This window comes from Variovorax sp. Varisp41 (assembly GCF_047325085.1).
In the GTDB taxonomy this organism is placed as follows: Bacteria; Pseudomonadota; Gammaproteobacteria; order Burkholderiales; family Burkholderiaceae_C; genus Variovorax.
On the sequence record NZ_CP168540.1, the window covers coordinates 3,841,127 to 3,864,807 of the forward strand.

The window sequence follows — 23,681 nt, forward strand, 5'->3', positions numbered from 1 at the left end:
GGAATCCTTCAGACCGGCATCGGCCGGGCAGGCGGCGGCGGGGCCGGCGCAGGCGCTTCGCCGAAGCTGCCGAGCAGGTCGTGGGCGAAGCCTTCGAGCTCGGCCTCGACGCGGCCGATGACACGGCCGAAGACGTTGTAGGCCAGCACGGCCGGGATCGCCACCGCGAGGCCGAAGGCGGTCATCACCAGCGCTTCGCCGACCGGGCCGGCCACCTTGTCGATGGTGAAGCCGCCGGCCTGGCCCGCAATGCCCACGAGCGCGCCGTAGATGCCCCAGACCGTGCCGAGCAGGCCGACGAAGGGCGCCGTGGCGCCGACCGTGGCGAGCAGGATCTGCCCGGCCTGCAGCCGCCGCAGCGCGCCGTGCAGCGCCTCGCGCAGCACGCGCGTGAGGCGCTGGTTGCGGTCGCCCGCGGCGCCGAGGGTGGTGGCGTCTTGCGTCCGGGAGGCCGCGGCCTGGCGCAGCGCCGCGACCGCGGGCAGCACCAGCGCCGAGCGGTCGAAGGCCTGCAACCGCTGTTCCGCCTCGGTGAGGCTGGTCGATTGCCAGAAGGCCGCGATGCTGCGCAGCACGTCGCGCGTGCCGCCGCGCAGCAGCCAGCCCTTCCAGAGGATCACAACCCAGCTCGAGACCGACATCGCGAGCAGCAGCGCGGCCACCGAGCGGCTGACGCCGTCGCCGTGGGTCAGCAGTTCGAGGACGCTCATCGTCGGGGATGGCGAAGGGGGAGCCGTCTCAGCGCAGGCCGAGCACGTCGAACATGTCGAACAGGCCGGCGCGCTGGTCGGCCAGGAAGCGCACCGCGCGCAGGCTGCCCTGCGCGTAGTTGGCGCGGCTCGAGGACTTGTGGGCGATCTCGATGCGCTCGCCGGTGCCGGCGAACAGCACCGTGTGGTCGCCGACGATGTCGCCGCCGCGCACGGTGGCGAAACCGATGGTCGACGGGTCGCGCTCGCCGGTCACGCCTTCGCGGCCGTAGACCGCGCATTCCTTGAGGTCGCGGCCCAGCGCGTCGGCGATGACCTCGCCCATCTTGAGCGCGGTGCCCGAGGGGGCGTCGATCTTGTGGCGGTGGTGGGCTTCGACGATCTCGATGTCGTAGCCGGTGGACAGCGCCTTGGCCGCCATCTCGAGCAGCTTGAAGGTGACGTTGACGCCCACGCTCATGTTGGGCGCCATGACGATCGCGATGTCCTTCGCGATCTCGGCGATCTCGGCCTTCTGCGCATCGCTGAAGCCGGTGGTGCCGATCACGGCCTGCACGCCGAGCTCGCGGCAGACGGCCAGGTGGGCCATCGTGCCCTCGGGGCGGGTGAAGTCGATCAGCACCTGGGCGTCCTGCAGGCCCGCGCGCAGGTCGGCCTGGATGGCCACGCCGCTGGCGAAGCCGAGGAAGGCGCCCGCGTCGCTGCCGATGGCGGGGCTGGCGGCCACGTCGAGCGCGCCGGCCAGGCGGCAGTCGGGGGCGTTACGGACCGCCTCGATCAACATGCGGCCCATGCGGCCCGACGCGCCGGCGACGGCAACCCGGCGCGCGGCCGGCGTGGAGGAGGAGGTGGTGGTGTTGGAGTCGGTCACGCGGATTCGGGCTTGCTTGCCGTCTAGGGACGGTGGGGACGATGGGTGGGGAAACCGCGCCGCCGCGCCAAGCCAGGTTCGGCGCGCCGGCCGGGCGCCGCTTTTAGCGCGCGGCCTCGAGCGGCGGGTAGGCGGCCGGCAGCGGGGGCAGCGTGGCGGGCGCCTTGCTCTCGGTGTCGGTGGCTTTCCGGTCGCCCTTGGGGTCGAACTTCTTGAGTTCTTCTTCCGTGGCCTCGAGCGGCGGCACCTTGCCGGTCTTCTTGCGGGTGTCGAGCGTGGCGACGAATTCTTCCTCGCTCGGCATGTCGCCGCCTTCCCAGCGCTCGAGCTGCTCGCCGTTGAAGAAGACGGTGAAGCGGCGTTCCTGTGGCTCCACGCCCTGGCGCCGGATCGTGAAGACGTAGTCCCAGCGGTTCGAATGGAAGATGTCGGTCAGCAGCGAGGTGCCGAGGATCTCGCGCACCTGCTGGCGCGACATGCCGGTCTTGAGCGCGGCGACCTGTTCCTTGGACACGAAATTGCCCTGGACCACCTCGACCTTGTAGGGAGTGACGGCCGCCAGCGCGCCACGCGAGCGCTCGCTGATACCGCTGCAGGCACCGAGGCCCAGGGTGACGGCAACGGCCGCAGCCAGCAGCCAGGGACGGCGTTGGAAAATGGCAGGCATTGGGGGAAAAGGGGGTAGCGATATGATCGGCCATTGTAGCGGCTGGCCCCTTCCGGGGCCTTTGGCTGCCCAGGGCGCAGGAACCATCATGGCCAATATCGACGAACTCAAGAACACCGGCCTCAAGGCCACCCTGCCGCGGCTGAAGATCCTGGAAATCTTCCAGACCGGCGGCCAACGCCACATGACCGCCGAGGACGTGTTTCGCGTGCTGCTCAACGAGCACTCCGACATCGGCCTGGCCACCGTCTACCGGGTGCTCACCCAGTTCGAGCAGGCCGGCATCCTCGAGCGCAGCCACTTCGAGAGCGGCAAGGCCGTCTACGAACTCAACGAAGGCACGCACCACGACCACCTGATCTGCACCGCCTGCGGCAAGGTCGAGGAGTTCTACGACGCCGAGATCGAGCGCCGCCAGCAACTGGTGGCCAAGGACAAGGGCTGGATCCTGCAGGACCACGCCATGTCGCTCTACGGCTTGTGCGGCGACTGCGTCAAAAAGCGCTGAGCTAGTCCGCGTCGCGCGCGCTTTCCATCGCCTTGTGGTGGCGCGCCACGAAATCGGCATAGGTGTCGATGCCGCGCAGCTGCAGGATCGAATTGCGCACCGCGGCCTCGACCAGCACGGCGATGTTGCGGCCCGCCACCACCTGGATGATGACCTTGCGCACCGGGATGCCCAGCACGTCCTGCGTGAGCGGCGTCGAGGGCATGCGCTCGTAGTCGCGCTCGAAGCTGTCGCGCCGCACCAGGTGCACGATGAGCTTGAGCCGCATCTTCCGCCGCACCGCCGTCTCGCCGAAGATCGCGCGGATGTCGAGCAGGCCGATGCCGCGCACCTCGAGCAGGTTGAGCAGCAGGTCGGGGCAGCGACCCTCGATGGTGTTCTGGTTGATGCGGTAGAGATCGACCGCGTCGTCGGCCACGAGGCCGTTGCCGCGCGAGATCAGCTCGAGGCCGAGCTCGCTCTTCCCGAGGCCCGACTCGCCCGTGATCATCACGCCCATGCCCAGGATGTCCATGAACACGCCGTGCATCGAGGTGCGCTCGGCGAAGTGCTTGGACAGGTAGGCGCGCAGCAGGTCGATCACGAAGGCCGAGGATTCGCGCGTGGCGAACAGCGGCAACTGGGCGCGCTCGCAGATCGACAGCAGCTCGTCGGGCGCGGCCTGCCCGTCGGCCAGCACCAGCATCGGCGGCTCGAGCGTGACGATGCGGGCGATGCGCCGCGCGGTGTCCTCGGGGCTGCCGCGCGTCAGGTAGGCGACCTCGCGCGCGCCGAGGATCTGCACGCGGTACGGGTGGATGTAGTTGAGGTAGCCGACCAGGTCGGCGGCCGACTGGGCGCGGCTGATGACTTCGGGATCGAACTGGCGCTCGGAGGCGCCGAGTCCCGCGAGCCATTCCCAGCGCAGCGAGCCGCGGAACTCCTCGAACATGGCATCGGCGCTGATGACGGTCGGCTTCATGCGTTCAGGGCGCGGCGCGCGGCACCGCTTCTTCGGAGGTGAGGGGAACGGGAGGAAAGGCAGCGCAGCTTAGCAGCAGCCACGCCCCGAGCCATGGGCTCAGGCGACTTGCGTGGAGTGCCAGCCGGCGATCAGGCCGTGCAGCGCGGCCGCGTCGGTGCTCGACTTGATCTGCTCGCGCAGGCCGGCGTCGCTCAGCAGCTCGGCGATCTCGGAGAGGATTTCGAGGTGCTTCTGCGTGGCGGCTTCGGGCACCAGCAGGAAGATCAGCAGGCCGACCGGCTGCTCGTCGGGGGCATCGAAGCCGATCGGGTTCGCGAGCTGGAACACCGCGGCCATCGGGGCCTTGAGGCCCTTGATGCGACCATGCGGAATGGCGACGCCATGACCGAGGCCGGTGGAGCCGAGGCGCTCGCGCGCGAACAGGCTGTCGGTGATCAGGGCGCGGCCCAGCCCGTGAAGGCTTTCGAACAGCAAGCCGGCTTCCTCGAAAGCACGCTTCTTGCTGGTGGCGTCAACGCTCACGAGCACTTGAGCGGGCGGCAGGATGGACGCGAGACGATTCATGGTGGGTCAGAGCGGGGGCGATTATGCACCTGCTTGGTAAAAACCCCCACTCCGCTTATCTACTTTCTGGTTACATGTTGCCCGCAGGCCTCGCTTCCCTCGACAGAGGCCCTTCAAACCCTTGATGGGCAGTCGGAAAAGCCCATGAAAAAGCCGCCCGGAGGCGGCTTCGAGAGTCTCCGGCGCGACAGCCGGGAACCCGCTTCGTCCTACATCAGGCGCTTGGGCGCGCTGTGGTGATGGTCCTGCAGGCGGTCCTTGTGGCGCACCACCTGGCGGTCGAGCTTGTCGACCAGTTCATCGACCGCGGCATAGAGATCAGCGTGGCTCGACTCCGCGAACATGTCATTGCCCTTGACGTGGATGTTGCACTCGGCCCGTTGCCGGCGTTCCTTTTCCTTCTGCTTTTCCACCGTGAGGATCACCTTCACATCGACCACCTGGTCGAAATGTCGGATAACCCGGTCCAGCTTGCTCGTGACGTAGGTGCGCAAGGCAGGGGTGACGTCGAGGTGATGACCGCTGATCGTCAAATTCATGAATGACCTCCTGGAATTGACGGTTGGGGAAATGACCATCGCTGCGGATGCAGCGCGGCCGGCGAAAACGGTTGTGGGGCTGGGAGAAGAAAGGGGGAGAGGGGAAGAGGGAGAGGTGCGGGAGAGGAGAAGGTCGATTCACTATGCCCAAGCTGTCACGGTATTGCAATACCGGGGGATGCCCGGATGACGGGCTGGCGGACCGCGCCGCATGCTCAGCTATTTCTTCCATAGCAGGCCCCAGCGGCCCCGCATGCTGCGGGCCGCGTTGCGAACCATTGCTGCCGCGCCCATCTTTCGCGGCCACCCGCGCATGTCCCTGCTGGGGAAAGGGCCGGGCGCCCTTCAGCGCCAGGCGGCGCGCATCCGGTTGCGCAGGTCGATCACCGCGGCCGGCGGCGGCACCGCGGGCGCGCGAGGCGGCGGGGGCGGCCAGGTCCGGGCTTCGAAGCGCGCGAGGTCGGCATCGGGAATGAAGCGGCTGCGATTGGCATACAGATGCCGGTCGCCGCGCGCGGCCTGCTGCGGGATGTAGAAGCGCTGCGGCACCAGCAGGTGCAGGTGGTCGCGGGCGCGGGTCATGGCCACGTAGAGCAGGCGCCGTTCCTCCTCGAGCTCCTGCGCGCTCTGCGCCACGTCGGCCGGCATGCAGCCGTCGACCACGTTGAGCACGTGGACCGAATTCCACTCCTGCCCCTTGGCCGAATGGATGGTCGAGAGGATCAGGTAGTCCTCGTCGAGCAGCGGCGGCCCGGGCCGGTCGCTGGTGGCTTCGGGCGGATCGAGCGTGAGCTCGGTGAGGAAGCGTTCGCGCGAGGCGTAGCCCGAGGCCATGTGCACCAGCTGCTCGACGTCGCCGCGGCGCGTGCCCGCGGTGTCGTCGTAGAGCCGCTCGAGGTGCGGCAGGTACCACTCCATCGCGATGCCCACGTCGGCCGGCCAGGCCAGCGACGGCGCGCGCAGCGCGGCATAGGCCTCGGCGAAGGCGGCCCATTCGGCGCGCGCGGCGCTCGGCGGCACGAAGTCGCGCAGGGCGATGGCCGGGTCGGCCGCCTGGTCCATCGCGTCGAGCAGCTTCGCGCTGGTGGCCGGCCCGATGCCCGGGATCAGTTGCGTGACGCGAAAGCCCGCCATGCGCCCGCGCGGGTTCTGCGCGAAGCGCAGCACCGCGAGCAGGTCCTTCACGTGCGAGGCCTCGAGGAACTTGAGCCCGCCGTACTTCACGAACGGGATGTTGCGCCGCGCCAGTTCGAGTTCGAGCGGCGCGCTGTGGCTCGAGGTGCGGAACAGCACCGCCTGCGACTTGAGCGCGAGCCCGCCCTCGCGGTGCGCGAGCACCTGGTCGGCCACCCAGCAGGCCTGCTGGGCCTCGTCGGGCACGCGCACGATCTGCGGCCGCCCGGCCGAGGGCTTGTCGGTCCACAGCGTCTTGGCATGGCGCTCGGCCGCATGAGCGATGCACGCATTCGACACGTCGAGGATCGGCTGGGTGGAGCGGTAGTTGCGCTCCAGCGTGACCACGCGCGCCGGTCGCGAGAACTGCGAGGGGAAGTCGAGGATGTTGCGCACCGTCGCGCCGCGGAACGAATAGATCGACTGCGCGTCGTCGCCCACCACCGTCACGCCCCGCCCGTCGGGCTTGAGCGCGAGCAGGATCGCGGCTTGCAGCAGGTTGGTGTCCTGGTACTCGTCGACCAGCACGTGGTCGAAGCGCTCGCCCAGGTGCCGCGCCAGCGTGGGCTCCTCCATCATGCCGGCCCAGTAGAGCAGCAGGTCGTCGTAGTCGAGCACGTTCTGCTGCTGCTTGGCCTCGACGTAGGCGCCGAACAGCTGCTGCAGTTCGACGCCCCATTCTGCGCACCACGGAAAGGACTGCCTGAGCACCGACTCGAGCGGCGCGCGCGTGTTCACGCAGCGCGAATAGATCGACAGGCAGGTGCCCTTGTGCGGAAAGCGGCGCGCGCTCGACGAGAAGCCGAGCTCGTGCCGCGCCAGCCCCATCAGGTCCTCGGCGTCGCCGCGGTCGTGGATGGTGAAGTTGTCGTCCAGCCCGATCTGCGCGGCGTACTCGCGCAGCAGCCGCGCGCCGATGCCGTGGAAGGTGCCGGCCCAGGGCAGCGCGGGCGCGGTGTGGGCCTGCAGCCCCAGCACGCGCGCGAGCACCTGGCCGGCGCGCTGCGCCATTTCCTGCGCGGCGCGGCGCGAGAAGGTCAAGAGAAGCAGCCGTTGCGGATCGACCCCGCGCGCGATCAGGTGCGCCACCCGGTGCGCCAGCGTGCTGGTCTTGCCCGAGCCGGCGCCGGCGATCACGAGCAGCGGGCCCGCATCGGCCGCGTCCGGAGCGCCACCGGCCAGCGCCGCCACCCCGTGCTCGACCGCCGCGCGCTGTTCGTCGTTGAGGCTCGCAAGGGCGGCCGCGAGGCGCTCGGCCTGGGTCGCCGGCGGATGGGAAAAGACGGGGGACGCGGCGCTCGGCATGGCCGCCACTCTACTGGATGTTCGTCCAGTCCAGCCAACTCTGCGCTCATTCGCCGATGACATAATCGCGCCTCGCTGCAACTGGAGACCGCATCATGGAAACCGCCCCGTCTCGGCAGCTTTCAACTCCCGGCTGAGCCCGGCCGACCGGCTCCGGGATTTGAAAGCGCCCCTCTTTCTCGTCCCCCGCCCGTCCGCCCCATCGCCCCAGCCATTTCTCGGGAGTGAGCCATGCTCAATATCTTCACGCTCGCCAACGGCCGCCTCGTCCAGGAAGAGATCGAGGCCCTCGAGGAGCTCTCCCGCTTCCAGCCGATCTGGGTCGACCTCGAATCGCCCACGCTCGAGGAGAAGCGCTGGATCAAGCAGTACTACGGCCTCTCGATCCCCGAGGACGCGATGGACGAGGACATCGAGGAATCGGCGCGCTTCTATGAAGAGGACAACGGCGAACTGCACATCCGCAGCGACTTCCTGATCGACGACGACGAAGCCCCGCGCGCGGTGCGCGTCGCCTTCATCCTCAACCAGCACAACACCGACCTGCGCAGCCGCGGCGTGCTGTTCTCGATCCACGACGAGGACGTGCCCGTGTTCCGCCTGCTGCGCATGCGCGCGCGCCGCGCCCCGGGGCTGATCGAGGACGCGAAGGAAGTGATGCTCAAGCTCTTCGACGCCGACGCCGAGTACTCGGCCGACTCGCTCGAGAACATCTACGACGAGCTCGAGGCCGCCAGCAAGAAGGTGCTCTCGGGCAACGTCAGCGACGAGCTAGCGGGCGAGGTGCTGGGCGCCATCGCGCGCCAGGAAGACCTGAACGGGCGCATCCGCCGCAACGTGATGGACACGCGCCGCGCGGTCAGCTTCATGATGCGCAGCAAGATGCTCAATGCCGAGCAGTTCGAGGAAGCGCGGCAGATCCTGCGCGACATCGAGTCGCTCGACAACCACACGGCCTTCCTGTTCGACAAGATCAACTTCCTGATGGATGCGACCGTCGGTTTCATCAACATCAACCAGAACAAGACGATCAAGATCTTCTCGGTGGCCAGCGTCGCGCTGCTGCCGCCGACCCTGATCGCGAGCATCTACGGCATGAACTTCAAGTTCATGCCCGAGCTCGACTGGGCCATGGGCTATCCCTACGCCATCGTGCTGATGGCCGCGAGCGCGCTGGTGCCGATGTGGTACTTCCGCCGGCGCGGCTGGCTCAAGTAGCAACCGCAGTAGAAGGCTGGGCGGCGAGCCACGCGCCGACCAGCGCGAGGCTGTAGCGGCTCGCGACCTCGGCGACGAAGCGCGCGAAGTCGCCATGGGCCGCGTCGTCGGCACGGTCCGAGATCGTGCGCATCGCGGCGAAGGGCACGCCGTAGTCGTGACAGACCTGCGCCACCGCGGCGCCTTCCATCTCCACGGCCAGCGCATCGGGCAGCGCGCGGCGCAGCGCCTCGCTCTCGGCCGCTGTCGAGACGAAGCGGTCGCCGCTGATCAGCAGGCCGCGATGCACGGCCGGCGAACGCAGGCCGAACTCGTCGACGGCACCCTGCCCCACCAGGGCCACGGGATCGCGCAGGATCTGCTCGGCCACGGCCGCCAGCGCATCGCCGATCGCCGCATCGGCCTCGAACCGCGAGACCCCCATCAAGGGCACCTCGTGCTTCGGAAAGAGCGGCGAGGCATCCATGTCGTGCTGCAGCAGCTCGGTCGCCACCACCACGTCGCCGACCCGAACACCCGGCGCGAGCCCGCCCGCGACACCGCTGAAGACGATGGCGCGCACGCCGAAGCGCTCGAGCAGCAGCGTGGCCGTCACCGCCGCCGCGACCTTGCCGATGCGCGACAGCACCGCGACCACGGGTTGGCCCCGCAGGTGGCCGACCCAGAAGTCGCGGCCCGCGACGCGCACGCGCTGCTCGTCGGGCATCAGCGCGAGCAGCGCCTTGAGCTCCTCGTGCATCGCCGCGACGATCGCGATGGGTGCCGCCGCAGCCACCGCTTACTTGATGTCCACGCCGTAGAAGGTGTGGCGGCCGAAGGGGCTGAGCTTGAAGTCGATCACTTCCTTGCGCACCGGTTTGAGCTGCACCGCGTGCGCGATGGTGAACCACGGCGCCTGCTCCTTGAAGATGAGTTGTGCCTTCTTGTAGAGCGCGTCGCGGTCGGCCTGCTTGGTCGTGCTCTTGGCCTTGACCACGAGGTCCTCGTAGGGCTGGTAGCAGAACTTCGAGATGTTGCTGCCGCTGGCCGACTTGGCCGAGGCGCAGCCCAGCAGCGTATAGAGGAAGTTGTCGGGATCGCCGTTGTCGCCGGTCCAGCCCAGCATGCCCATCTGGTGCTCGCCGGCCTGCAGCCGCTTGCGGTACTCGCCCCATTCGAAGCTCTTGATCTCGGCCTTGACGTTGATCTTGGCGAGGTCGGCCTGCATCAGCTCGGCGATGCGCTTGGCGTTCGGGTTGTAGGGCCGCTGCACCGGCATGGCCCACAGGTCGGTCGAGAAGCCGTCGGGGAAGCCGGCCTGCGCCAGCAGTTTCTTCGCGGCCTCGGGATCGTAGGGGTCGTCCTTCACCGCATCGTTGTAGGACCACATGGTCGGCGGGATCGGGTTCTTCGCGGCCACGCCGGTCGAGAGGTAGACGCCGTCGATGATCGCCTTCTTGTTGATCGCCATGTTGATGGCCTTGCGCACGCGCACGTCGTCGAAGGGCTTCTTCGTCGTGTTGTACGAGAGGTAGCCGACGTTCAGGCCCGGCTGCTCGAGCACCTGCACGTTCGGATCCTTGCGGATCGCGTCGAGGTCGGCCGGGTTCGGGTAGGGCATGACGTGGCACTCGCCCTTCTGCAGCTTGGCCCAGCGCACCGAGGCGTCGGGCGTGATCGCGAACACGAGGTCGTCGATCTTGGCCTTGCCGCCCCAGTACTGCGGGAAGGCCTTGAAGCGGATGATCGCGTCCTTCTGGTACTGCACGAGGTAGAACGGGCCGGTGCCGATCGGGTCCTGGTCGACCTTCTCGGGCGTGCCGGCCTTGAGCATCGCGATCGCGTACTCCTTCGACTGGATGCCCGCGTACTGCATCGCGAGGTTGGCGAGGAACGGCGCCTCGGCCTGGTTGAGCGTGATCTTCACCGTGTAGTCGTCGACGCGGTCCACCGACTTCAGCAGCTTGGGCATGCCCATGTCGTTGAAGTAGGAGTGGTTCTGGCTCGTGACCTTGAAGAAGGGATCGCTCTCCTTCCACTGGCGGTCGATCATGAAGATGAAGTCGTCGGCGTTGAAGTCGCGCGTGGGCTTGAAGCTCTTGCTCGTGGTGTGCCACTTCACGCCTTTGCGCAGGTGGAAGGTGTAGACCGTGCCGTCGGCCGAGATGTCCCACTTCTCGGCCAGGCCCGGCACGACCTTGGTGCCGCCGCGCTCGAACTCGACGATGGTGTTGTAGACCTGCGTGGTCACGTCGAACGAGGTGCCGGTGGTGTTCATGCCCGGATAGAAGTTCTCGGGGCTGCCCTCGGAACAGTAGACCAGCGTCTTGGCCGACACCGCGCCGCAGGCCAGGGTCAGCGCCGCGATCGCCACGGGTGCCAGCAGCGCCAGCCGTCGTGCGCGGCGCGGGAGGAAGGAACGGTTCGTCATGGGAACTCCTTGAGACACGGGTTGGAGAAAACGGAAAGCGGGTTTCAGGGATTCATCGCGACGGGCGCGACGAACGGCGGTGCCGACGGCAGGTCGGCGCGCACCACCGGCGCGCCTTCGAGAAAACGCTCGGCGTAGTGGCAGGCGACGCGCCGCTGGTCGAGCTCGCGCAGCACGGGCCGCTCGTCGCGGCAGCGCTGCGTGACATGCGGGCAGCGCGTGCTGAAGACGCAGCCCGTGGGCGGCGACAGCGGCGACGGCAGCTCGCCCTTGAGCACGATGCGCTGGCTGCTGAGGCCCGGCGTGGAGGCCAGCAGCGCCTGCGTGTAGGGATGCAGCGGGCGCTCGAAGATGCGCGCCTTCGGCCCCTGCTCCACCGCATGGCCGAGGTACATCACGAGCACGTCGTGCGCGATGTGGCGCACCACGCCGAGGTCGTGCGAGATGAACAGGTACGCCAGGCCGAGCTCGCCCTGCAGGTCGGCCAGCAGGTTCAGCACCTGGGCCTGGATCGACACGTCGAGCGCCGACACCGGCTCGTCGGCCACCACCAGCCGCGGCTCGAGCATCAGCGCGCGCGCGATCGCGATGCGCTGGCGCTGGCCGCCCGAGAACATGTGCGGATAGCGGTTGGCCTGCTCGGGCCGCAGGCCCACGCGCGCGAGCATCTCGCGCGCCTTGGCGGCACGCTCGGACTTGCCGAGCGTGGTGTTGATCGCGAGCGGATCCTCGAGCACCGCCGCGACCTTCTTGCGCGGATTGAGCGAGCCGTAGGGGTTCTGGAACACCAGCTGCACGGCCTGGCGCAGTTCGCGGCGCCGCTCGGACGGCGGGTTCACGGCATCGTGGCCGACCAGCGTGAGCTGGCCCGCCGTCGGCTTCTCGATCAGCGCGACCATGCGCGCGAGCGTCGATTTGCCGCAGCCCGATTCGCCGACCACCGCGAGCGTGCGGCCGCGCTCGAGCCGGAACGAGATGTCGCCCACCGCGCGCAGTTGCGCGCTCGGGCGGAACAGGCCGCGGCGCACCTCGTAGATGCGCTGCAGGTTCTTCGCCTCGACCACGATCTCCGCGGCGCTCACGATGCGGCCTCCTCGACGCGCGGCAGGCGCGGCCGGTCGCGCTCGATCGCGGCCATGCGCCCGGGCTCGCCGAGCGGGAAGTGGCAGCGCACCTGCGCGCCGGGCAGCGCCTCGACGCCGCGCAGGGCCGGGCGCACCTGGCAGGCGCGCGTCGTCACGTAGCCGCAGCGCGGCGCGAACAGGCAGCCCGCGGGCCGGTCGTGCACGCCGGGCACCACGCCCGCGATGGTGGCGAGCCGGCCGTCGGGCGGCGCGCGTTCGGGCAGCGCGGCCAGCAGCGCCTCGGTGTAGGGATGCTGCGGCGTCGCGAACAGCCGGTCCACGCGCTGCTGCTCCATCACCTGGCCCGCATACATCACGGCGATGCGCTGCGCCATCTCGCTGACCACGCCCATGTTGTGCGTGATCAGCACCAGCGCCATGCCGCGCTCCTTCTGCAGCTCGCGCAGCAGGTCGAGGATCTGCGCCTGGATCGTGACGTCGAGCGCGGTGGTCGGCTCGTCGGCGATCAACAGGCGCGGGTTGCAGGCGATCGCCATCGCGATCATCACGCGCTGGTTCATGCCGCCCGAGAGCTGGTGCGGATAGCTCGAGAGGCGCGACGACGCGGCCGGGATGCCGACCTGCTCGAGCAGCTCGGTGGCGCGCTTCTTCGCCGCGCGCCGGTCGAGCCCGAGATGCAGGCGCAGCGTCTCCATCAGCTGGAAGCCGACGGTGAAGCAGGGGTTGAGGCTGGTGGTGGGCTCCTGGAAGATCATCGCGACCTCCTTGCCCACCAGCGCGCGGCGCGCCTTGTCGGAGATGCCGAGCAGGTCGCGGCCCGCGAAGCGCATGTGGTCGGCGCGCACGCGGCCCGGGAAGCCGATCAGCCCCATCAGCGCCATCATGGTCACGCTCTTGCCCGAACCCGATTCGCCGACGATGCCGAGCACCTCGCCCTCCTCGAGCGAGAGGCTCACGCCGTCGACCGCATGCATCACGCCGCCCTGGGTCGGGAATTCGACGTGCAGATCCTGGATGTCGAGCAAAGGCATCGATGCGTTCCCTTGCTTCAGCGCTTGAGCTTCGGATCGAGCGCGTCGCGCAGACCGTCGCCCAGCAGGTTGAAGGCCAGCACCGCCGCGAGGATGGCGAGGCCGGGGAAGGTCACGACCCACCAGGCACGCAGCACGAACTCGCGCGCGTCGGCCAGCATGGTGCCCCACTCAGGCGACGGCGGCTGCGCGCCGAGGCCGAGGAAGCCGAGCGCGGCCGCGTCGAGGATGGCGGTGGAGATGCCGAGCGAGGCCTGCACGATCAGCGGCGCCGCGCAGTTGGGCAGCACCTCGCGGAACATCAGGCGCAGCGTGCCGGCGCCGCTGACGCGCGCCGCGGTCACGTAGTCGCGCGAGACCTCGGCGATGACGGCCGCGCGCGTGATGCGCACATAGTGCGGCAGCACGACGATGGCCACGGCGAGCATCGCGTTGATGAGGCCCGGCCCGAGGATGGCCACGATCACGATCGCGAGCAGCAGGCTCGGCAGCGTGAGGATGATGTCCATCAGCCGCATGATCGCGATCTCGAGCACGCCGCGGAAGAAGCCCGCGACCAGGCCGAGCACCACGCCCACCACCACCGAGAGCGCGACCACCGCGACGCCGATCGACAGCGACAGGCGCGCGCCGTGCATCAGGCGCGAAAGGATGTCGCGGCCGATGGCGTCGGTGCCCAGCAGGTAGGTGAGCGAGCCGCCCTGCTGCCAGGCCGGCGGCTGCAGGAACACGGCGCTGTTGGTCTGGTTGGGCGCATGCGGCGCGATCCACGGCGCGAGCAGCGCGACCAGCAGCAGCACGACGATGGTCACGAGGCCGATCACCGCGCCGCGGTTGGCGGAGAACGCACTCCAGAATTCGCGCCAGGGTCCGGGCGGCGTCGAGGCGGCGGGGGCCGCGTTCGCGAGGGTGTGGGTCGAGGCCATGGATTCAGCGCCGGATGCGGGGGTTGATGACGCCGTAGGTCAGGTCGACCAGCAGGTTGACCAGCATCACGATGCCGCCGAGCAGCAGCATGCCGCCCTGCAGCACCGGATAGTCGCGCCGGCCGATGGCCTCGATCAGCCACTTGCCGACGCCGGGCCACGAGAAGATGGTCTCGGTGAGGATGGCGCCGGTGAACAGCACGCCCACCTGCAGCCCGATCACCGTGACGACCGGGATCAGCGCATTGCGCAGCGCATGCAGGCCCACCACGCGAAAGCGCGACAGGCCCTTGGCGCGCGCGGTGCGGATGTAGTCCTCGCCGAGCACCTCGAGCATGGCCGAGCGCGTCATGCGCGCGATCACCGCCAGCGGCACCGTGCCCAGCACCACGGCCGGCAGCACGAGGTGGTGCAGCGCCGACCAGAAGGCGTCGATCTCGCCGGCGCGCAAGGCATCGAGCAGCAGGAAGCCGGTGTCGGGCTCGACGTAGTACTGCACCGAGATGCGGCCCGAGACCGGCGTCCAGCAGAGCTGCACCGAGAAGAAGAGGATGAGCAACAGGCCCCACCAGAAGATCGGCATCGAGTAGCCGGTCAGCGAGGTGGCCATCACGCCGTGGTCGAAGATCGAGTTGCGCCGCACCGCGGCGAGGATGCCCGCGGGCAACCCCAGCAACAGCGCGAACGCGATGGCGCAGATCGCGAGCTCGATGGTGGCCGGGAACAGCGCGAGGAACTCGTTCATCACCGATTCCTGCGTGATCAGCGACTTGCCGAGGTCGCCGTGCAGCACGCGCGCGATGTAGATGCCGTACTGCACGATCACCGGCTTGTCGAGGCCGTAGGCCGTGAGCAGCTCGGCATGGCGCGCGGGGTCGATCCCGCGCTCGCCGGCCATGGTCTCGATGGGGTCGCCCGGCACCAGCCGGATGAGGAAGAAGGCAAGCAGCGTCATGCCGAAGAAGGTCGGCACCAGCAAGCTCACGCGCGTGAGGAGGAAGCGAAACATCGACCCGCAATATGCAAGATCGATGCCGTGGCCCCACCCGGGCCGAACCCTTACTTTTTGGCGTCGCGCAACTCTCTGCGCAGTATCTTTCCGACCGGTGTCTTCGGCAGGTCAGTGCGAAACTCTACGATTCGCGGCTGCTTGTAACCCGTAAGGTTTGCTCTGCAATATTCGCGCACCTGCGCCTCGGTGAGCGACTCGTCCTTCTTCACGATCACGAGCTTCACGGCCTCGCCGGTCTTCTCGTCGGCAACGCCCACGGCCGCGCATTCGAGCACGCCCGGAATCTGCGCGACCACGTCCTCGATCTCGTTCGGGTACACGTTGAAGCCCGACACCAGGATCATGTCCTTCTTGCGGTCGACCACCTTGAAGTAGCCGCGCTCGTCGACCACGCCGATGTCGCCGCTCTTGAAGTAGCCGTCGCTGGTCATGACCTTCGCGGTCTCGTCGGGGCGCTGCCAGTAGCCGGCCATCACCTGCGGTCCCTTGATCGCGATCTCGCCGGGCTCGCCGAGCGCAACCTCGTTGCCGTTGTCGTCGAGCAGCTTGAGCCAGGTGCTCGGCAGCGGTACGCCGATGGTGCCGGTGTAGGCCTTGCTGTCGGTCGGGTTGCAGGTGGTCGAGGGCGAGGTCTCGGACAGGCCGTAGCCCTCGCAGATCGGGCAGCCGGTCTTCTCGAGCCAGAGCTTCGCGACCGCGGCCTGCACCGCCATGCCCCCACCCAGCGAGACCTTGAGGTTCGACCAGTCGACGGTGTTGAAGTCGGGATGGTTGGCCAGGCCGTTGAACAGCGTGTTGACCGCCGGGAAGCTGTGGACCGTGTGCTTCGACAGTTCCTTGAGCACCGCGGGCAGGTCGCGCGGATTCGGGATCAGGATCAGCTTGCCGCCCGTGCGCATGCTCAGCATCATGCCGACCGTGAACGCGAAGATGTGATAGAGCGGCAGCGCGCACACGCTCGTGGGCTGCTGGCCCGCGGGCACCTTGCGCATCACCGGCTCGTTCCAGGCCTCGGACTGCAGCACGTTGGCGATCACGTTGCGATGCAGCAGCACCGCCCCCTTCGATACGCCCGTGGTCCCGCCGGTGTACTGCAGCACCGCGACATCGTCGGCGCCGATGGCCGGCGTCTGCAGCGTGCGGCCCGCGCCCTGGTCGAGCGCATCGTTGAAGCGCACCGCGCCCGGCAGGTTGAAGGCCGGCACCAGCTTCTTGACGTTGCGCACCACGTAGTTGACGAGCGCGCCCTTGAGGAAGCCGAGCCGGTCGCCCATCGAGGCCAGCACGATGTGCTTGACCGGCGTTGCCGCGATGCACTGCTGCAGCGTGACGCCGAAGTTCTCCATGATGATGATCGCCTTCGCGCCCGAGTCCTTGAGCTGGTGCTCGAGCTCGCGCGGCGTGTACAGCGGGTTCACGTTCACGAGGATCAGGCCCGCGCGCAGGATGCCGGCCACCGCGATCGGGTACTGCGGGCAGTTGGGCATCATGGCCGCGACGCGGTCGCCCTTGGCGAGGCCCAGGCCCTGCAGGTAGGCCGCGAAGGCCTTGCTGAGCTTGTCGGTCTCGGCATAGCTCACGTCCTTGCCCATGAAGCTGTAGGCCGTGCGGTCGGCGTACTTCGAGAAGCTCTCTTCCATGAGGCCGACCAGCGACGCGTACTGCGATGGGTCGATGTCGGCAGGCACGCCTTGCGGGTAACTGCTGAGCCAGGGACGATCGGTCATGGATGTGTCTCCTCCGGAGTCGGATTGGGATGAAAACGAAAACGGCGCCTGAGCGGCGCCGTAAGGGTTTGCCCGCAGAGCGCGGGCCGGGACGGAACCTCGGCCTATTCGATGGCCTTGCCCATATCTTCCACTACTTTTTTAGCATCGCCAAAGACCATCATGGTCTTGTCCATGTAGAACAGCTCGTTGTCCAGGCCCGCGTAGCCGGCGGCCATGGAGCGCTTGTTCACGATCACTGTCTTGGCCTTGTAGGCCTCCAGGATCGGCATGCCGTAGATCGGGCTGCCCTTGGTGTGCGCGGCCGGGTTCACCACGTCGTTGGCGCCCAGGATGATCGCCACGTCGGCCTGGCCGAACTCGCCGTTGATGTCCTCCATCTCGAACACCTGGTCGTACGGCACCTCGGCTTCGGCCAGCAGCACGTTCATGTGGCCCGGCATGCGCCCGGCCACCGGATGGATCGCGTACTTCACCGTGATGCCCTTCTCGGTGAGCTTGGCCGCGAGCTCCTTGACCGCATGCTGCGCTCGCGCCACCGCCAGGCCGTAGCCCGGCACGATCACCACCGTCTCGGCATTGCCCAGCACGAAGGCCGCGTCGTCGGCGCTGCCGCTCTTCACGGGGCGCTGCTCCTTCGCGCCGCCCGTGGCCGCGGCCGCGTCGCCGCCGAAGCCGCCCAGGATCACGTTGAAGAACGAGCGGTTCATCGCCTTGCACATGATGTAGCTCAGGATCGCGCCCGAGCTGCCCACGAGGCTGCCCGCCACGATCAGCATCGCGTTGTTCAGGCTGAAGCCAATGCCCGCGGCCGCCCAGCCCGAGTAGCTGTTGAGCATCGACACCACCACCGGCATGTCCGCCCCGCCGATCGGGATGATGATCAGCACGCCCATCACGAAGGCCAGCGCGAGCATCGCGAAGAACGCCGTCCAGTTCTCCGTCGCCATGAACACGAGGCCCAGGCCCACGGTCGCCAGGCCCAGCACGAGGTTCAGCATGTGCTGGCCCGCGAACTGCACCGGCGCGCCCTGGAACAGGCGGAACTTGTACTTGCCCGAGAGCTTGCCGAAGGCGATCACCGAGCCGCTGAAGGTGATGGCGCCGATGGCCGCGCCCAGGAACAGCTCCAGGCGGTTGCCCGCGGGGATCGGGTCGCCCTTGAGCGCGATGTTGAAGGCATGCGGCTCGGCCACGGCGGCCACCGCGATGAACACGGCCGCCAGGCCGATCATGCTGTGCATGAAGGCCACGAGCTCGGGCATCTTGGTCATCTCGACCTTGTTGGCCATGTAGGCGCCGAGACCGCCGCCCACGACCAGCGCGACCAGCACGTAGCCCAGGCCGGCCGGGTTGCCGTTGGCCAGCTTCCAGATCAGCGCGCCGGTGGTCAGCACGGCGATCGCCATGCCGGTCATGCCGAAGACGTTGCCGCGGATCGAGGTGGTGGGATGGCTCAGGCCCTTGAGCGCCTGGATGAAGCAGATGCTGGCCAGCAGGTACAGCAGGGTGACGAGGTTCATGCTCACTTGGAAGCTCCCTCGGCGGCTGCGGGCGCGGCCTTCTTTTCCTTCTTCTTGAACATCTCCAGCATGCGCCGCGTGACCAGGAAGCCGCCGAAGACGTTGACCGCCGCCAGCGCGACGGCCAGCACGCCCATGGTCTTGCCCAGGCCGGTCTCGGTGAGCGCGGCGGCCAGAATGGCGCCCACGATGACGATCGCCGAGATGGCGTTGGTCACGGCCATCAGCGGCGTGTGCAGCGCGGGCGTGACGGTCCACACCACGTGGTAGCCCACGTAGATGGCCAGCACGAAGATGATGAGGTTGATGACGGTGTGAGAGACGATGTCCATGGTTTCTTCTCCTCGCGTGTTCGCTTACTTCTTCGTGACCTGGCCGTCCTGCGTGACGCGGCAGGCGGCGACGATGTCGTCCTCGAGGTCGATCTTCAGCGTGCCCTCCTTGGTCAGCACGAGCTTGAGGAAGTCGAGCACGTTGCGCGCGTACAGCGCAGAGGCGTCGGCAGCCACCAGCGCGGCGAGGTTCGTTTCGCCGACGATGGTCACGCCGTGCTTGACCACCGTCTTGTCGGCTTCGGACAGCGGGCAGTTGCCGCCCACGCCATCCGGGCCCTTGCCGGCGGCGATGTCGACGATGACGCTGCCGGGCTTCATGGACTTGACCATGTCCTCGGTGATGAGGGTCGGCGCGGCACGCCCCGGGATCAGCGCGGTGCTGATGACGACGTCGGCCAGCGCCACGCGCTTGGCGACCTCGGCCTGCTGGCGCGTGAGCCAGCTCGCGGGCATCGGGCGCGCATAGCCGCCCACGCCTTCGGCGGCGTCCTTCTCTTCCTGGGTCTCGTAGGGCACGTCGATGAACTTGCCGCCCAGCGATTCGATCTGCTCCTTGACGCTGGGGCGAACGTCCGAGGCCTCGATGACCGCGCCCAGGCGCTTGGCCGTGGCGATGGCCTGCAGGCCCGCGACGCCCACGCCGAGGATCACGACCCGCGCGGCCTTCACGGTGCCGGCGGCGGTCATCAGCATCGGGAAGAAGCGCTGGTACTTGTCGGCCGCGATCATCACGGCCTTGTAGCCCGCGATGTTGGCCTGGGAGCTGAGCACGTCCATGCTCTGGGCGCGCGTCGTGCGTGGGGCCGCCTCGAGCGCGAAGCCGGTGAGGCCGGCCGCGGCCACGCGCTGCAGGCCGGCGGCGTCGAAGGGGTTGAGCATGCCCACGAGCACGCTGCCGGACTTGGCGAGCGCGCATTCGGCGTCGCTCGGGGCGCGCACCTTGAGCACGATGTCGGCACCGAAGGCGCCGGCCTGGTCGGTGATCTCGGCGCCGGCCGCCTGGTAGGCCGCGTCGGTCACGCTGGCCGCCACGCCCGCGCCGCTCTGCACACGCACCGTGTGCCCCAACGCCACCAGTTTCTTCGCCGTCTCCGGGGTCACGGCCACTCGGGTTTCGCCTGTCGTTGTCTCGGCAGGCACGCCTATCAGCATAGAGTTCTCCTCAGGGCAAGGTGCAGCGCGAAATGCGGGCGAAGCTTACAGCAAGACATTCGGCCCGATCTGTCGCGCAAGGGGCGAAGTATCCATGCTCCAACGTCCGTGGCTGCTGAAAATCTAGCTATCCATTTGATAGCTTATTGGTGATGGATCGAGGCCTTTCCCTCTGACGCGCTGTAAGGAAACCGGTCTCAGGCGGCGCCGGCGCGGCGGCATCGTGCGGCGCAAAAACAACGCCGGCGTTTGCACGAACTTCGTGTCATCTACAGGACAAAGATGTAGGCCTTTGTAATCATTCTTCCATGGATTGATTTAAAAGAAGGGTTCATGTGCATTAGTTGCAGGGCAGATTGCTTACCTTAGACGCAGATAGATACACTTCGCCTCACTTGGAGCCGTACACAGAGGCGGCCCATGGGAGGAAGTAAGGGGGTAAAAAAATGCGCATTGCTGTCCTCGACCACGAGGCCCATCAGAGAAAACTGATTCATCAGACCATGGCGTCGCTCGGGCACGAGTGCCATGAGTACGCGGACGGAAAATCGCTGCTGCATTCGATGCGGCGACAGACCTTCGATCTGCTGCTTCTCGACTGGCACCTGCCCGACATCCGCGGCCTCGACGTGGTGAAGACGATTCGCCACGACCTCAAGAGCCGGTTGCCCGTGCTGTTCGTCACCGCGCGGCACGACGACGCAGACATGGTCGCCGGGCTCAACGCGGGAGCCGACGACTTCATGAGCAAGCCGATCCAGGCCACCGAGCTCGAGGCGCGCGTCAACGCCCTGCTGCGGCGCTCGTACCCCGCGCAGCACGAGACCGAGCTGGTCTTCGGCCCCTACCATTTCTATCCACCCTCGCGAACGCTCAAGGTGCGCGGCATGCCGGTCGAGCTCAAGAACCGCGAGTACGAACTGGCGCTGTTCCTGTTCCAGAACCTCGGCCGCCTGCTGTCGCGCGAGCACCTGCACGAAGCGGTATGGGGCCTGGGCGTCGAGGCGCTCTCGCGCTCGCTCGACACCCACATCTCGCGCCTGCGGACCAAGCTCGACCTGCGGCCCGCCAACGGCTTCCTGCTGCTGGCGATCTACGGGCTCGGCTACCGGCTCGAAACGGTCGAAGCCGGCCAGCTCGGCGCACGCGGGGGCGAAGCGCGCAGCTCCTGAGCGGGTTCGCGTCCAATACGGGGATGATTCGCGCGGCGGCGTGTCAGCCCATGGCCCGCCTTCCGCGCGAGCGTCGAAGGAAGCCATCCCCATGAACACCACCGTCCGCTGGAAACCCAACGTCACCGTCGCCGCGGTGATCGAACGCGAGGGCCGCTTCCTGCTGGTCGAGGAGCACACCGATCAGGGCCTGCGCCTCAACACCCCGGCCGGCCACCTCGACCCCGGCGAATCCCCTGCCGAAGGCTGCGCGCGCGAGGCGCTCGAGGAAACCGCCCATGCCTTCGTGCCGACCGCGCTGGTCGGCATCTATCTCGCGCGTTCGGTCGACGATCCCGCCGTGACCTACATGCGCTTCGCCTTCAGCGGCGAGCTCGGCGAACGCGAGGCAGGCCGGGCGCTCGACACCGGCATCGTGCGCACGCTCTGGATGACGGCCGACGAGATCCGCGCCAGCGTGGAGCGGCATCGCAGCCCGCTGCTGCTGCAGTGCGTCGAAGACCACCTGGCCGGCCAACGGCATCCGCTGGACCTGATCCACGTCGATGATTCGGTGCGGCAAGAGCCGCGCTGAGCAGCGCTCAGACGATCACGCCGCCGCCCAGGCAGCGTTCGCCGTCGTACAGCACCGCCGACTGGCCCGGCGTCACCGCCCATTGCGTCTGGCCGAAGCGCAATGCAAAGGCATCGTCGCGCGGAGCTTCGTCGCCGGCCACCATCTCGCAGGCCGCGTCGGCCTGCCGATAGCGCGACTTGGCGCCATAGGCGCCCGGCAGCGGCGGCTCGCCCGCCACCCAGCTCGCGTCGTCGGCGCGCAGCGAGGTCGACAGCAGCCAGGGATGGTCATGGCCCTGCACCACCCACAGCGTGTTGTTCTCGACGTCCTTGCGCGCCACGAACCACGGCGAATGGTCGCCCGCGCCGCGTTGCGCGCCCTTTTCCTTCACGCCGCCGATGCCCAGCCCCTGCCGCTGGCCCAGCGTGTAGAAGCTCAGGCCCTGGTGCTCGCCGAGCCTGCGGCCGCGGTCGTCCTTGATCGGGCCCGGTTCCTTCGAGATGTAGCGGTTGAGGAATTCGCGGAACGGCCGCTCGCCGATGAAGCAGATACCGGTCGAGTCCTTCTTCTTCGCGTTCGGCAGGCCGATCTCCTCGGCGATGCGGCGCACCTCGGTCTTGTGCAGCTCGCCGACCGGGAACAGCGTCTTCGACAGCTGCGCCTGGTTCAGGCGGTGGAGGAAGTAGCTCTGGTCCTTCGAGGGGTCGAGCCCCTTGAGCAGCTCGTGCCGGCCCGTAGCCTCGTCGAGCCGCACGCGCGCGTAGTGGCCGGTGGCGATCTTCTCGGCGCCCAGGCGCATCGCATGGTCGAGGAAGGCCTTGAACTTGATCTCGGCATTGCACAGCACGTCGGGATTGGGCGTGCGGCCGGCCTTGTACTCGCGCAGGAACTCGGCGAACACGCGGTCCTTGTAGTCGGCCGCGAAGTTCACGTGCTCGATCTCGATGCCCAGCACGTCGGCCACGCTGGCGGCGTCCACGAAGTCGATGTTCGACGAGCAGTACTCGCTGTCGTCGTCGTCTTCCCAGTTCTTCATGAAGATGCCGACCACCTCGTGCCCCTGCTGCTTGAGCAGGTGCGCGGTCACCGCGGAATCCACACCGCCGCTCAGCCCGACCACGATCCGTTGCTTTGCCATAGGGGCGACATTGTCCCAGCCCCGGCGAGGCGGGGTCGGCGTGGGGGAAATCCGGGGGCGCCCGCTCAGGCGCGCAGGCTGTCGCGGATGCGGGCCAGCAGCTCGTACGAGCGCAGCCGCGAGGCGTGGTCGAAGACCTGCGAGGTGATCATCAGCTCGTCGGCGCCGGTGCGCTCGATGAAGGCCTCGACGCCCGCGCGCACGGTGTCGGGCGAGCCCACGGCCGAGCAGGACAGCACCGAGTCGAGCAGCGCGTTCTCGGCCGGGCCGACCTTCTGCCGGTAGCCCTCGACCGGCGGCGGCAGCCGGCCGGGCCGGCCGCTGCGCAGGTTGACGAAAGCCTGCTGCCACGAGGTGGCGCGGAACTCGGCCTCGGCGTCGGTGTCGGCCGCGAACACGTTGAAGCCCAGCATCACGTAGGGCTTGGCGAGCTGCGCCGAGGGCTTGAAGGTCTCGCGGTAGATCTGGATCGCCTGCATCATCTGCTGCGGCGCGAAGTGCGAGGCGAAGGCATAGGGCAGGCCCAGGTGGGCGGCCAACTGCGCGCCGAAGGTGCTCGAGCCGAGGATCCACACCGGCACCTCGAGCCCCGCGCCCGGCACGGCGCGCACCGCCTGCTGCGGGTTCTTCGACATGAAGTCCATCAGCTCGATCACGTCCTGCGGGAACTGGTCGGCGTCCGATTCGAGATTGCGGCGCAGCGCGCGCGCGGTGCGCTGGTCGGAACCGGGGGCGCGGCCCAGGCCCAGGTCGACGCGGCCCGGGTAGAGCGACTCGAGGGTGCCGAACTGCTCTGCGATGACCAGCGGCGAATGGTTGGGCAGCATCACGCCGCCGGCGCCGATGCGGATCGTCGAGGTGCCCGCGCCCACGTGCGCCAGCAGCACCGCCGTGGCCGCGCTGGCGATGCCCGGCATGCCATGGTGCTCGGCGAGCCAGTAGCGCCGGTAGCCGAGCTTTTCGCCATGCTGCGCCAACGACAGCGAGTTGCGAAAGGACTGCGCGGCATCGCTGCCTTCGACGATCGGGGAGAGGTCGAGGATCGAGAAATCGGTCATCCGCCGATCATGGCGCGAAGCGCCCGCGAACGCTGGC

General features: G+C 68.2%; 23 protein-coding genes. 4 read left to right on the forward strand and 19 right to left on the reverse strand.

Annotated elements, in window-relative coordinates:
• Nucleotides 1-8 precede the first annotated feature (8 nt).
• The 3 genes from ACEN9J_RS17645 to ACEN9J_RS17655 all read right to left on the reverse strand — a co-directional run bounded on the left by ACEN9J_RS17645 (nt 9) and on the right by ACEN9J_RS17655 (nt 2,248).
• Complete coding sequence (locus tag ACEN9J_RS17645) at nt 9-710, reverse strand: MotA/TolQ/ExbB proton channel family protein (RefSeq protein WP_413761661.1); 702 nt, start codon at nt 708-710, stop codon at nt 9-11.
• A 28-nt stretch (nt 711-738) separates the two neighbouring features.
• Complete coding sequence (gene dapB / locus ACEN9J_RS17650; protein WP_413761662.1) at nt 739-1,581, reverse strand: 4-hydroxy-tetrahydrodipicolinate reductase; 843 nt, start codon at nt 1,579-1,581, stop codon at nt 739-741.
• A 103-nt stretch (nt 1,582-1,684) separates the two neighbouring features.
• Nucleotides 1,685-2,248 (reverse strand): outer membrane protein assembly factor BamE, encoded by a 564-nt coding sequence (locus ACEN9J_RS17655; RefSeq protein WP_057593830.1) that lies wholly within the window; start codon nt 2,246-2,248, stop codon nt 1,685-1,687.
• A gap of 88 nt (nt 2,249-2,336) precedes the next feature.
• Here ACEN9J_RS17655 and fur point away from each other — a divergent pair, with 88 nt between their 5' ends.
• Nucleotides 2,337-2,756, forward strand: coding sequence for a ferric iron uptake transcriptional regulator (fur, locus tag ACEN9J_RS17660; protein ID WP_057593829.1), 420 nt, complete (start codon nt 2,337-2,339; stop codon nt 2,754-2,756).
• Nucleotide 2,757: 1 nt separating this feature from the next.
• On the opposite strand, the gene hprK is transcribed toward fur, so the two are convergent.
• From hprK to ACEN9J_RS17680, 4 genes are all read right to left on the reverse strand, one after another.
• Nucleotides 2,758-3,717 (reverse strand): HPr(Ser) kinase/phosphatase, encoded by a 960-nt coding sequence (gene hprK / locus ACEN9J_RS17665; RefSeq protein WP_057593828.1) that lies wholly within the window; start codon nt 3,715-3,717, stop codon nt 2,758-2,760.
• A gap of 99 nt (nt 3,718-3,816) precedes the next feature.
• The gene (locus ACEN9J_RS17670) at nt 3,817-4,284 is read right to left on the reverse strand and encodes a PTS sugar transporter subunit IIA (protein WP_057593827.1); all 468 of its coding nucleotides are present in this window, start codon (nt 4,282-4,284) and stop codon (nt 3,817-3,819) included.
• Between the two features lie 209 nt (nt 4,285-4,493).
• Nucleotides 4,494-4,823, reverse strand: coding sequence for a ribosome hibernation-promoting factor, HPF/YfiA family (gene hpf, locus ACEN9J_RS17675; RefSeq protein ID WP_057593826.1), 330 nt, complete (start codon nt 4,821-4,823; stop codon nt 4,494-4,496).
• A 345-nt stretch (nt 4,824-5,168) separates the two neighbouring features.
• Nucleotides 5,169-7,301, reverse strand: a complete 2,133-nt coding sequence (locus ACEN9J_RS17680) for an ATP-dependent helicase (RefSeq protein WP_413761663.1) — start codon at nt 7,299-7,301, stop codon at nt 5,169-5,171.
• Between the two features lie 231 nt (nt 7,302-7,532).
• On the opposite strand from ACEN9J_RS17680, the gene corA reads away from it, so the two are divergent.
• Nucleotides 7,533-8,519: a magnesium/cobalt transporter CorA gene (gene corA / locus ACEN9J_RS17685; RefSeq protein ID WP_057593823.1), complete on the forward strand. Its 987-nt coding sequence runs from the start codon at nt 7,533-7,535 to the stop codon at nt 8,517-8,519.
• Here the strand turns inward: corA and ACEN9J_RS17690 are convergent.
• From ACEN9J_RS17690 to ACEN9J_RS17735, 10 genes are all read right to left on the reverse strand, one after another.
• Nucleotides 8,512-9,258 (reverse strand): 5'-methylthioadenosine/adenosylhomocysteine nucleosidase, encoded by a 747-nt coding sequence (locus ACEN9J_RS17690; protein WP_057593851.1) that lies wholly within the window; start codon nt 9,256-9,258, stop codon nt 8,512-8,514. The two genes, corA and ACEN9J_RS17690, sit on opposite strands and share 8 nt — an antisense overlap.
• Nucleotides 9,259-9,297: 39 nt before the next feature.
• The gene (locus tag ACEN9J_RS17695) at nt 9,298-10,929 is read right to left on the reverse strand and encodes an ABC transporter substrate-binding protein (protein WP_413761664.1); all 1,632 of its coding nucleotides are present in this window, start codon (nt 10,927-10,929) and stop codon (nt 9,298-9,300) included.
• A gap of 44 nt (nt 10,930-10,973) precedes the next feature.
• Nucleotides 10,974-12,011 carry a peptide ABC transporter ATP-binding protein gene (locus tag ACEN9J_RS17700; protein ID WP_413761665.1) on the reverse strand — a complete coding sequence of 346 codons (1,038 nt, stop codon included), beginning with the start codon at nt 12,009-12,011 and terminating at the stop codon, nt 10,974-10,976.
• Nucleotides 12,008-13,045: an ABC transporter ATP-binding protein gene (locus tag ACEN9J_RS17705; RefSeq protein WP_057593821.1), complete on the reverse strand. Its 1,038-nt coding sequence runs from the start codon at nt 13,043-13,045 to the stop codon at nt 12,008-12,010. Before ACEN9J_RS17705 ends, ACEN9J_RS17700 begins: the two co-directional genes overlap by 4 nt.
• A 17-nt stretch (nt 13,046-13,062) precedes the next feature.
• Nucleotides 13,063-13,971 (reverse strand): ABC transporter permease subunit, encoded by a 909-nt coding sequence (locus tag ACEN9J_RS17710; RefSeq protein WP_413761666.1) that lies wholly within the window; start codon nt 13,969-13,971, stop codon nt 13,063-13,065.
• 4 nt (nt 13,972-13,975) lie between these two features.
• Nucleotides 13,976-14,980: an ABC transporter permease subunit gene (locus tag ACEN9J_RS17715; protein WP_413761667.1), complete on the reverse strand. Its 1,005-nt coding sequence runs from the start codon at nt 14,978-14,980 to the stop codon at nt 13,976-13,978.
• Between the two features lie 50 nt (nt 14,981-15,030).
• Entirely contained in the window at nt 15,031-16,710 is a 1,680-nt protein-coding gene (locus tag ACEN9J_RS17720) for a long-chain-fatty-acid--CoA ligase (protein WP_261217830.1), read from the reverse strand.
• A 104-nt stretch (nt 16,711-16,814) separates the two neighbouring features.
• Nucleotides 16,815-18,239 (reverse strand): NAD(P)(+) transhydrogenase (Re/Si-specific) subunit beta, encoded by a 1,425-nt coding sequence (locus tag ACEN9J_RS17725; RefSeq protein ID WP_203204009.1) that lies wholly within the window; start codon nt 18,237-18,239, stop codon nt 16,815-16,817.
• Nucleotides 18,236-18,565: an NAD(P) transhydrogenase subunit alpha gene (locus ACEN9J_RS17730; RefSeq protein WP_413761668.1), complete on the reverse strand. Its 330-nt coding sequence runs from the start codon at nt 18,563-18,565 to the stop codon at nt 18,236-18,238. Before ACEN9J_RS17730 ends, ACEN9J_RS17725 begins: the two co-directional genes overlap by 4 nt.
• Nucleotides 18,566-18,589: 24 nt before the next feature.
• A complete protein-coding gene (locus ACEN9J_RS17735) occupies nt 18,590-19,720 on the reverse strand; it encodes a Re/Si-specific NAD(P)(+) transhydrogenase subunit alpha (RefSeq protein WP_057598203.1) in 1,131 nt (376 codons plus the stop codon).
• Between the two features lie 446 nt (nt 19,721-20,166).
• Here ACEN9J_RS17735 and ACEN9J_RS17740 point away from each other — a divergent pair, with 446 nt between their 5' ends.
• Together ACEN9J_RS17740 and ACEN9J_RS17745 are read left to right on the forward strand one after the other, a co-directional pair.
• A complete protein-coding gene (locus tag ACEN9J_RS17740; RefSeq protein ID WP_261215433.1) occupies nt 20,167-20,892 on the forward strand; it encodes a response regulator transcription factor in 726 nt (241 codons plus the stop codon).
• Between the two features lie 91 nt (nt 20,893-20,983).
• Nucleotides 20,984-21,466, forward strand: a complete 483-nt coding sequence (locus ACEN9J_RS17745; protein ID WP_296739293.1) for an NUDIX hydrolase — start codon at nt 20,984-20,986, stop codon at nt 21,464-21,466.
• A gap of 7 nt (nt 21,467-21,473) precedes the next feature.
• Here the strand turns inward: ACEN9J_RS17745 and mnmA are convergent, their stop codons facing one another.
• Together mnmA and ACEN9J_RS17755 are read right to left on the reverse strand one after the other, a co-directional pair.
• The gene (mnmA, locus tag ACEN9J_RS17750; RefSeq protein WP_413761669.1) at nt 21,474-22,586 is read right to left on the reverse strand and encodes a tRNA 2-thiouridine(34) synthase MnmA; all 1,113 of its coding nucleotides are present in this window, start codon (nt 22,584-22,586) and stop codon (nt 21,474-21,476) included.
• Between the two features lie 65 nt (nt 22,587-22,651).
• Nucleotides 22,652-23,644, reverse strand: coding sequence for an LLM class flavin-dependent oxidoreductase (locus tag ACEN9J_RS17755; protein ID WP_261215435.1), 993 nt, complete (start codon nt 23,642-23,644; stop codon nt 22,652-22,654).
• Nucleotides 23,645-23,681: the final 37 nt, after the last annotated feature.

Coding starts and splice junctions, on each gene's coding strand:
- ACEN9J_RS17645 (WP_413761661.1), bottom strand. CDS start 710: ATGAGCGTCCTCGAACTGCTGACCCACGGCGACGGCGTCAGCCGCTCG.
- ACEN9J_RS17655 (WP_057593830.1), bottom strand. CDS start 2,248: ATGCCTGCCATTTTCCAACGCCGTCCCTGGCTGCTGGCTGCGGCCGTT.
- fur (WP_057593829.1), top strand. CDS start 2,337: ATGGCCAATATCGACGAACTCAAGAACACCGGCCTCAAGGCCACCCTG.
- hprK (WP_057593828.1), bottom strand. CDS start 3,717: ATGAAGCCGACCGTCATCAGCGCCGATGCCATGTTCGAGGAGTTCCGC.
- ACEN9J_RS17670 (WP_057593827.1), bottom strand. CDS start 4,284: ATGAATCGTCTCGCGTCCATCCTGCCGCCCGCTCAAGTGCTCGTGAGC.
- hpf (WP_057593826.1), bottom strand. CDS start 4,823: ATGAATTTGACGATCAGCGGTCATCACCTCGACGTCACCCCTGCCTTG.
- ACEN9J_RS17680 (WP_413761663.1), bottom strand. CDS start 7,301: ATGCCGAGCGCCGCGTCCCCCGTCTTTTCCCATCCGCCGGCGACCCAG.
- corA (WP_057593823.1), top strand. CDS start 7,533: ATGCTCAATATCTTCACGCTCGCCAACGGCCGCCTCGTCCAGGAAGAG.
- ACEN9J_RS17690 (WP_057593851.1), bottom strand. CDS start 9,258: ATGCACGAGGAGCTCAAGGCGCTGCTCGCGCTGATGCCCGACGAGCAG.
- ACEN9J_RS17695 (WP_413761664.1), bottom strand. CDS start 10,929: ATGACGAACCGTTCCTTCCTCCCGCGCCGCGCACGACGGCTGGCGCTG.
- ACEN9J_RS17705 (WP_057593821.1), bottom strand. CDS start 13,045: ATGCCTTTGCTCGACATCCAGGATCTGCACGTCGAATTCCCGACCCAG.
- ACEN9J_RS17710 (WP_413761666.1), bottom strand. CDS start 13,971: ATGGCCTCGACCCACACCCTCGCGAACGCGGCCCCCGCCGCCTCGACG.
- ACEN9J_RS17715 (WP_413761667.1), bottom strand. CDS start 14,980: ATGTTTCGCTTCCTCCTCACGCGCGTGAGCTTGCTGGTGCCGACCTTC.
- ACEN9J_RS17720 (WP_261217830.1), bottom strand. CDS start 16,710: ATGACCGATCGTCCCTGGCTCAGCAGTTACCCGCAAGGCGTGCCTGCC.
- ACEN9J_RS17730 (WP_413761668.1), bottom strand. CDS start 18,565: ATGGACATCGTCTCTCACACCGTCATCAACCTCATCATCTTCGTGCTG.
- ACEN9J_RS17735 (WP_057598203.1), bottom strand. CDS start 19,720: ATGCTGATAGGCGTGCCTGCCGAGACAACGACAGGCGAAACCCGAGTG.
- ACEN9J_RS17740 (WP_261215433.1), top strand. CDS start 20,167: ATGCGCATTGCTGTCCTCGACCACGAGGCCCATCAGAGAAAACTGATT.
- ACEN9J_RS17745 (WP_296739293.1), top strand. CDS start 20,984: ATGAACACCACCGTCCGCTGGAAACCCAACGTCACCGTCGCCGCGGTG.
- mnmA (WP_413761669.1), bottom strand. CDS start 22,586: ATGGCAAAGCAACGGATCGTGGTCGGGCTGAGCGGCGGTGTGGATTCC.
- ACEN9J_RS17755 (WP_261215435.1), bottom strand. CDS start 23,644: ATGACCGATTTCTCGATCCTCGACCTCTCCCCGATCGTCGAAGGCAGC.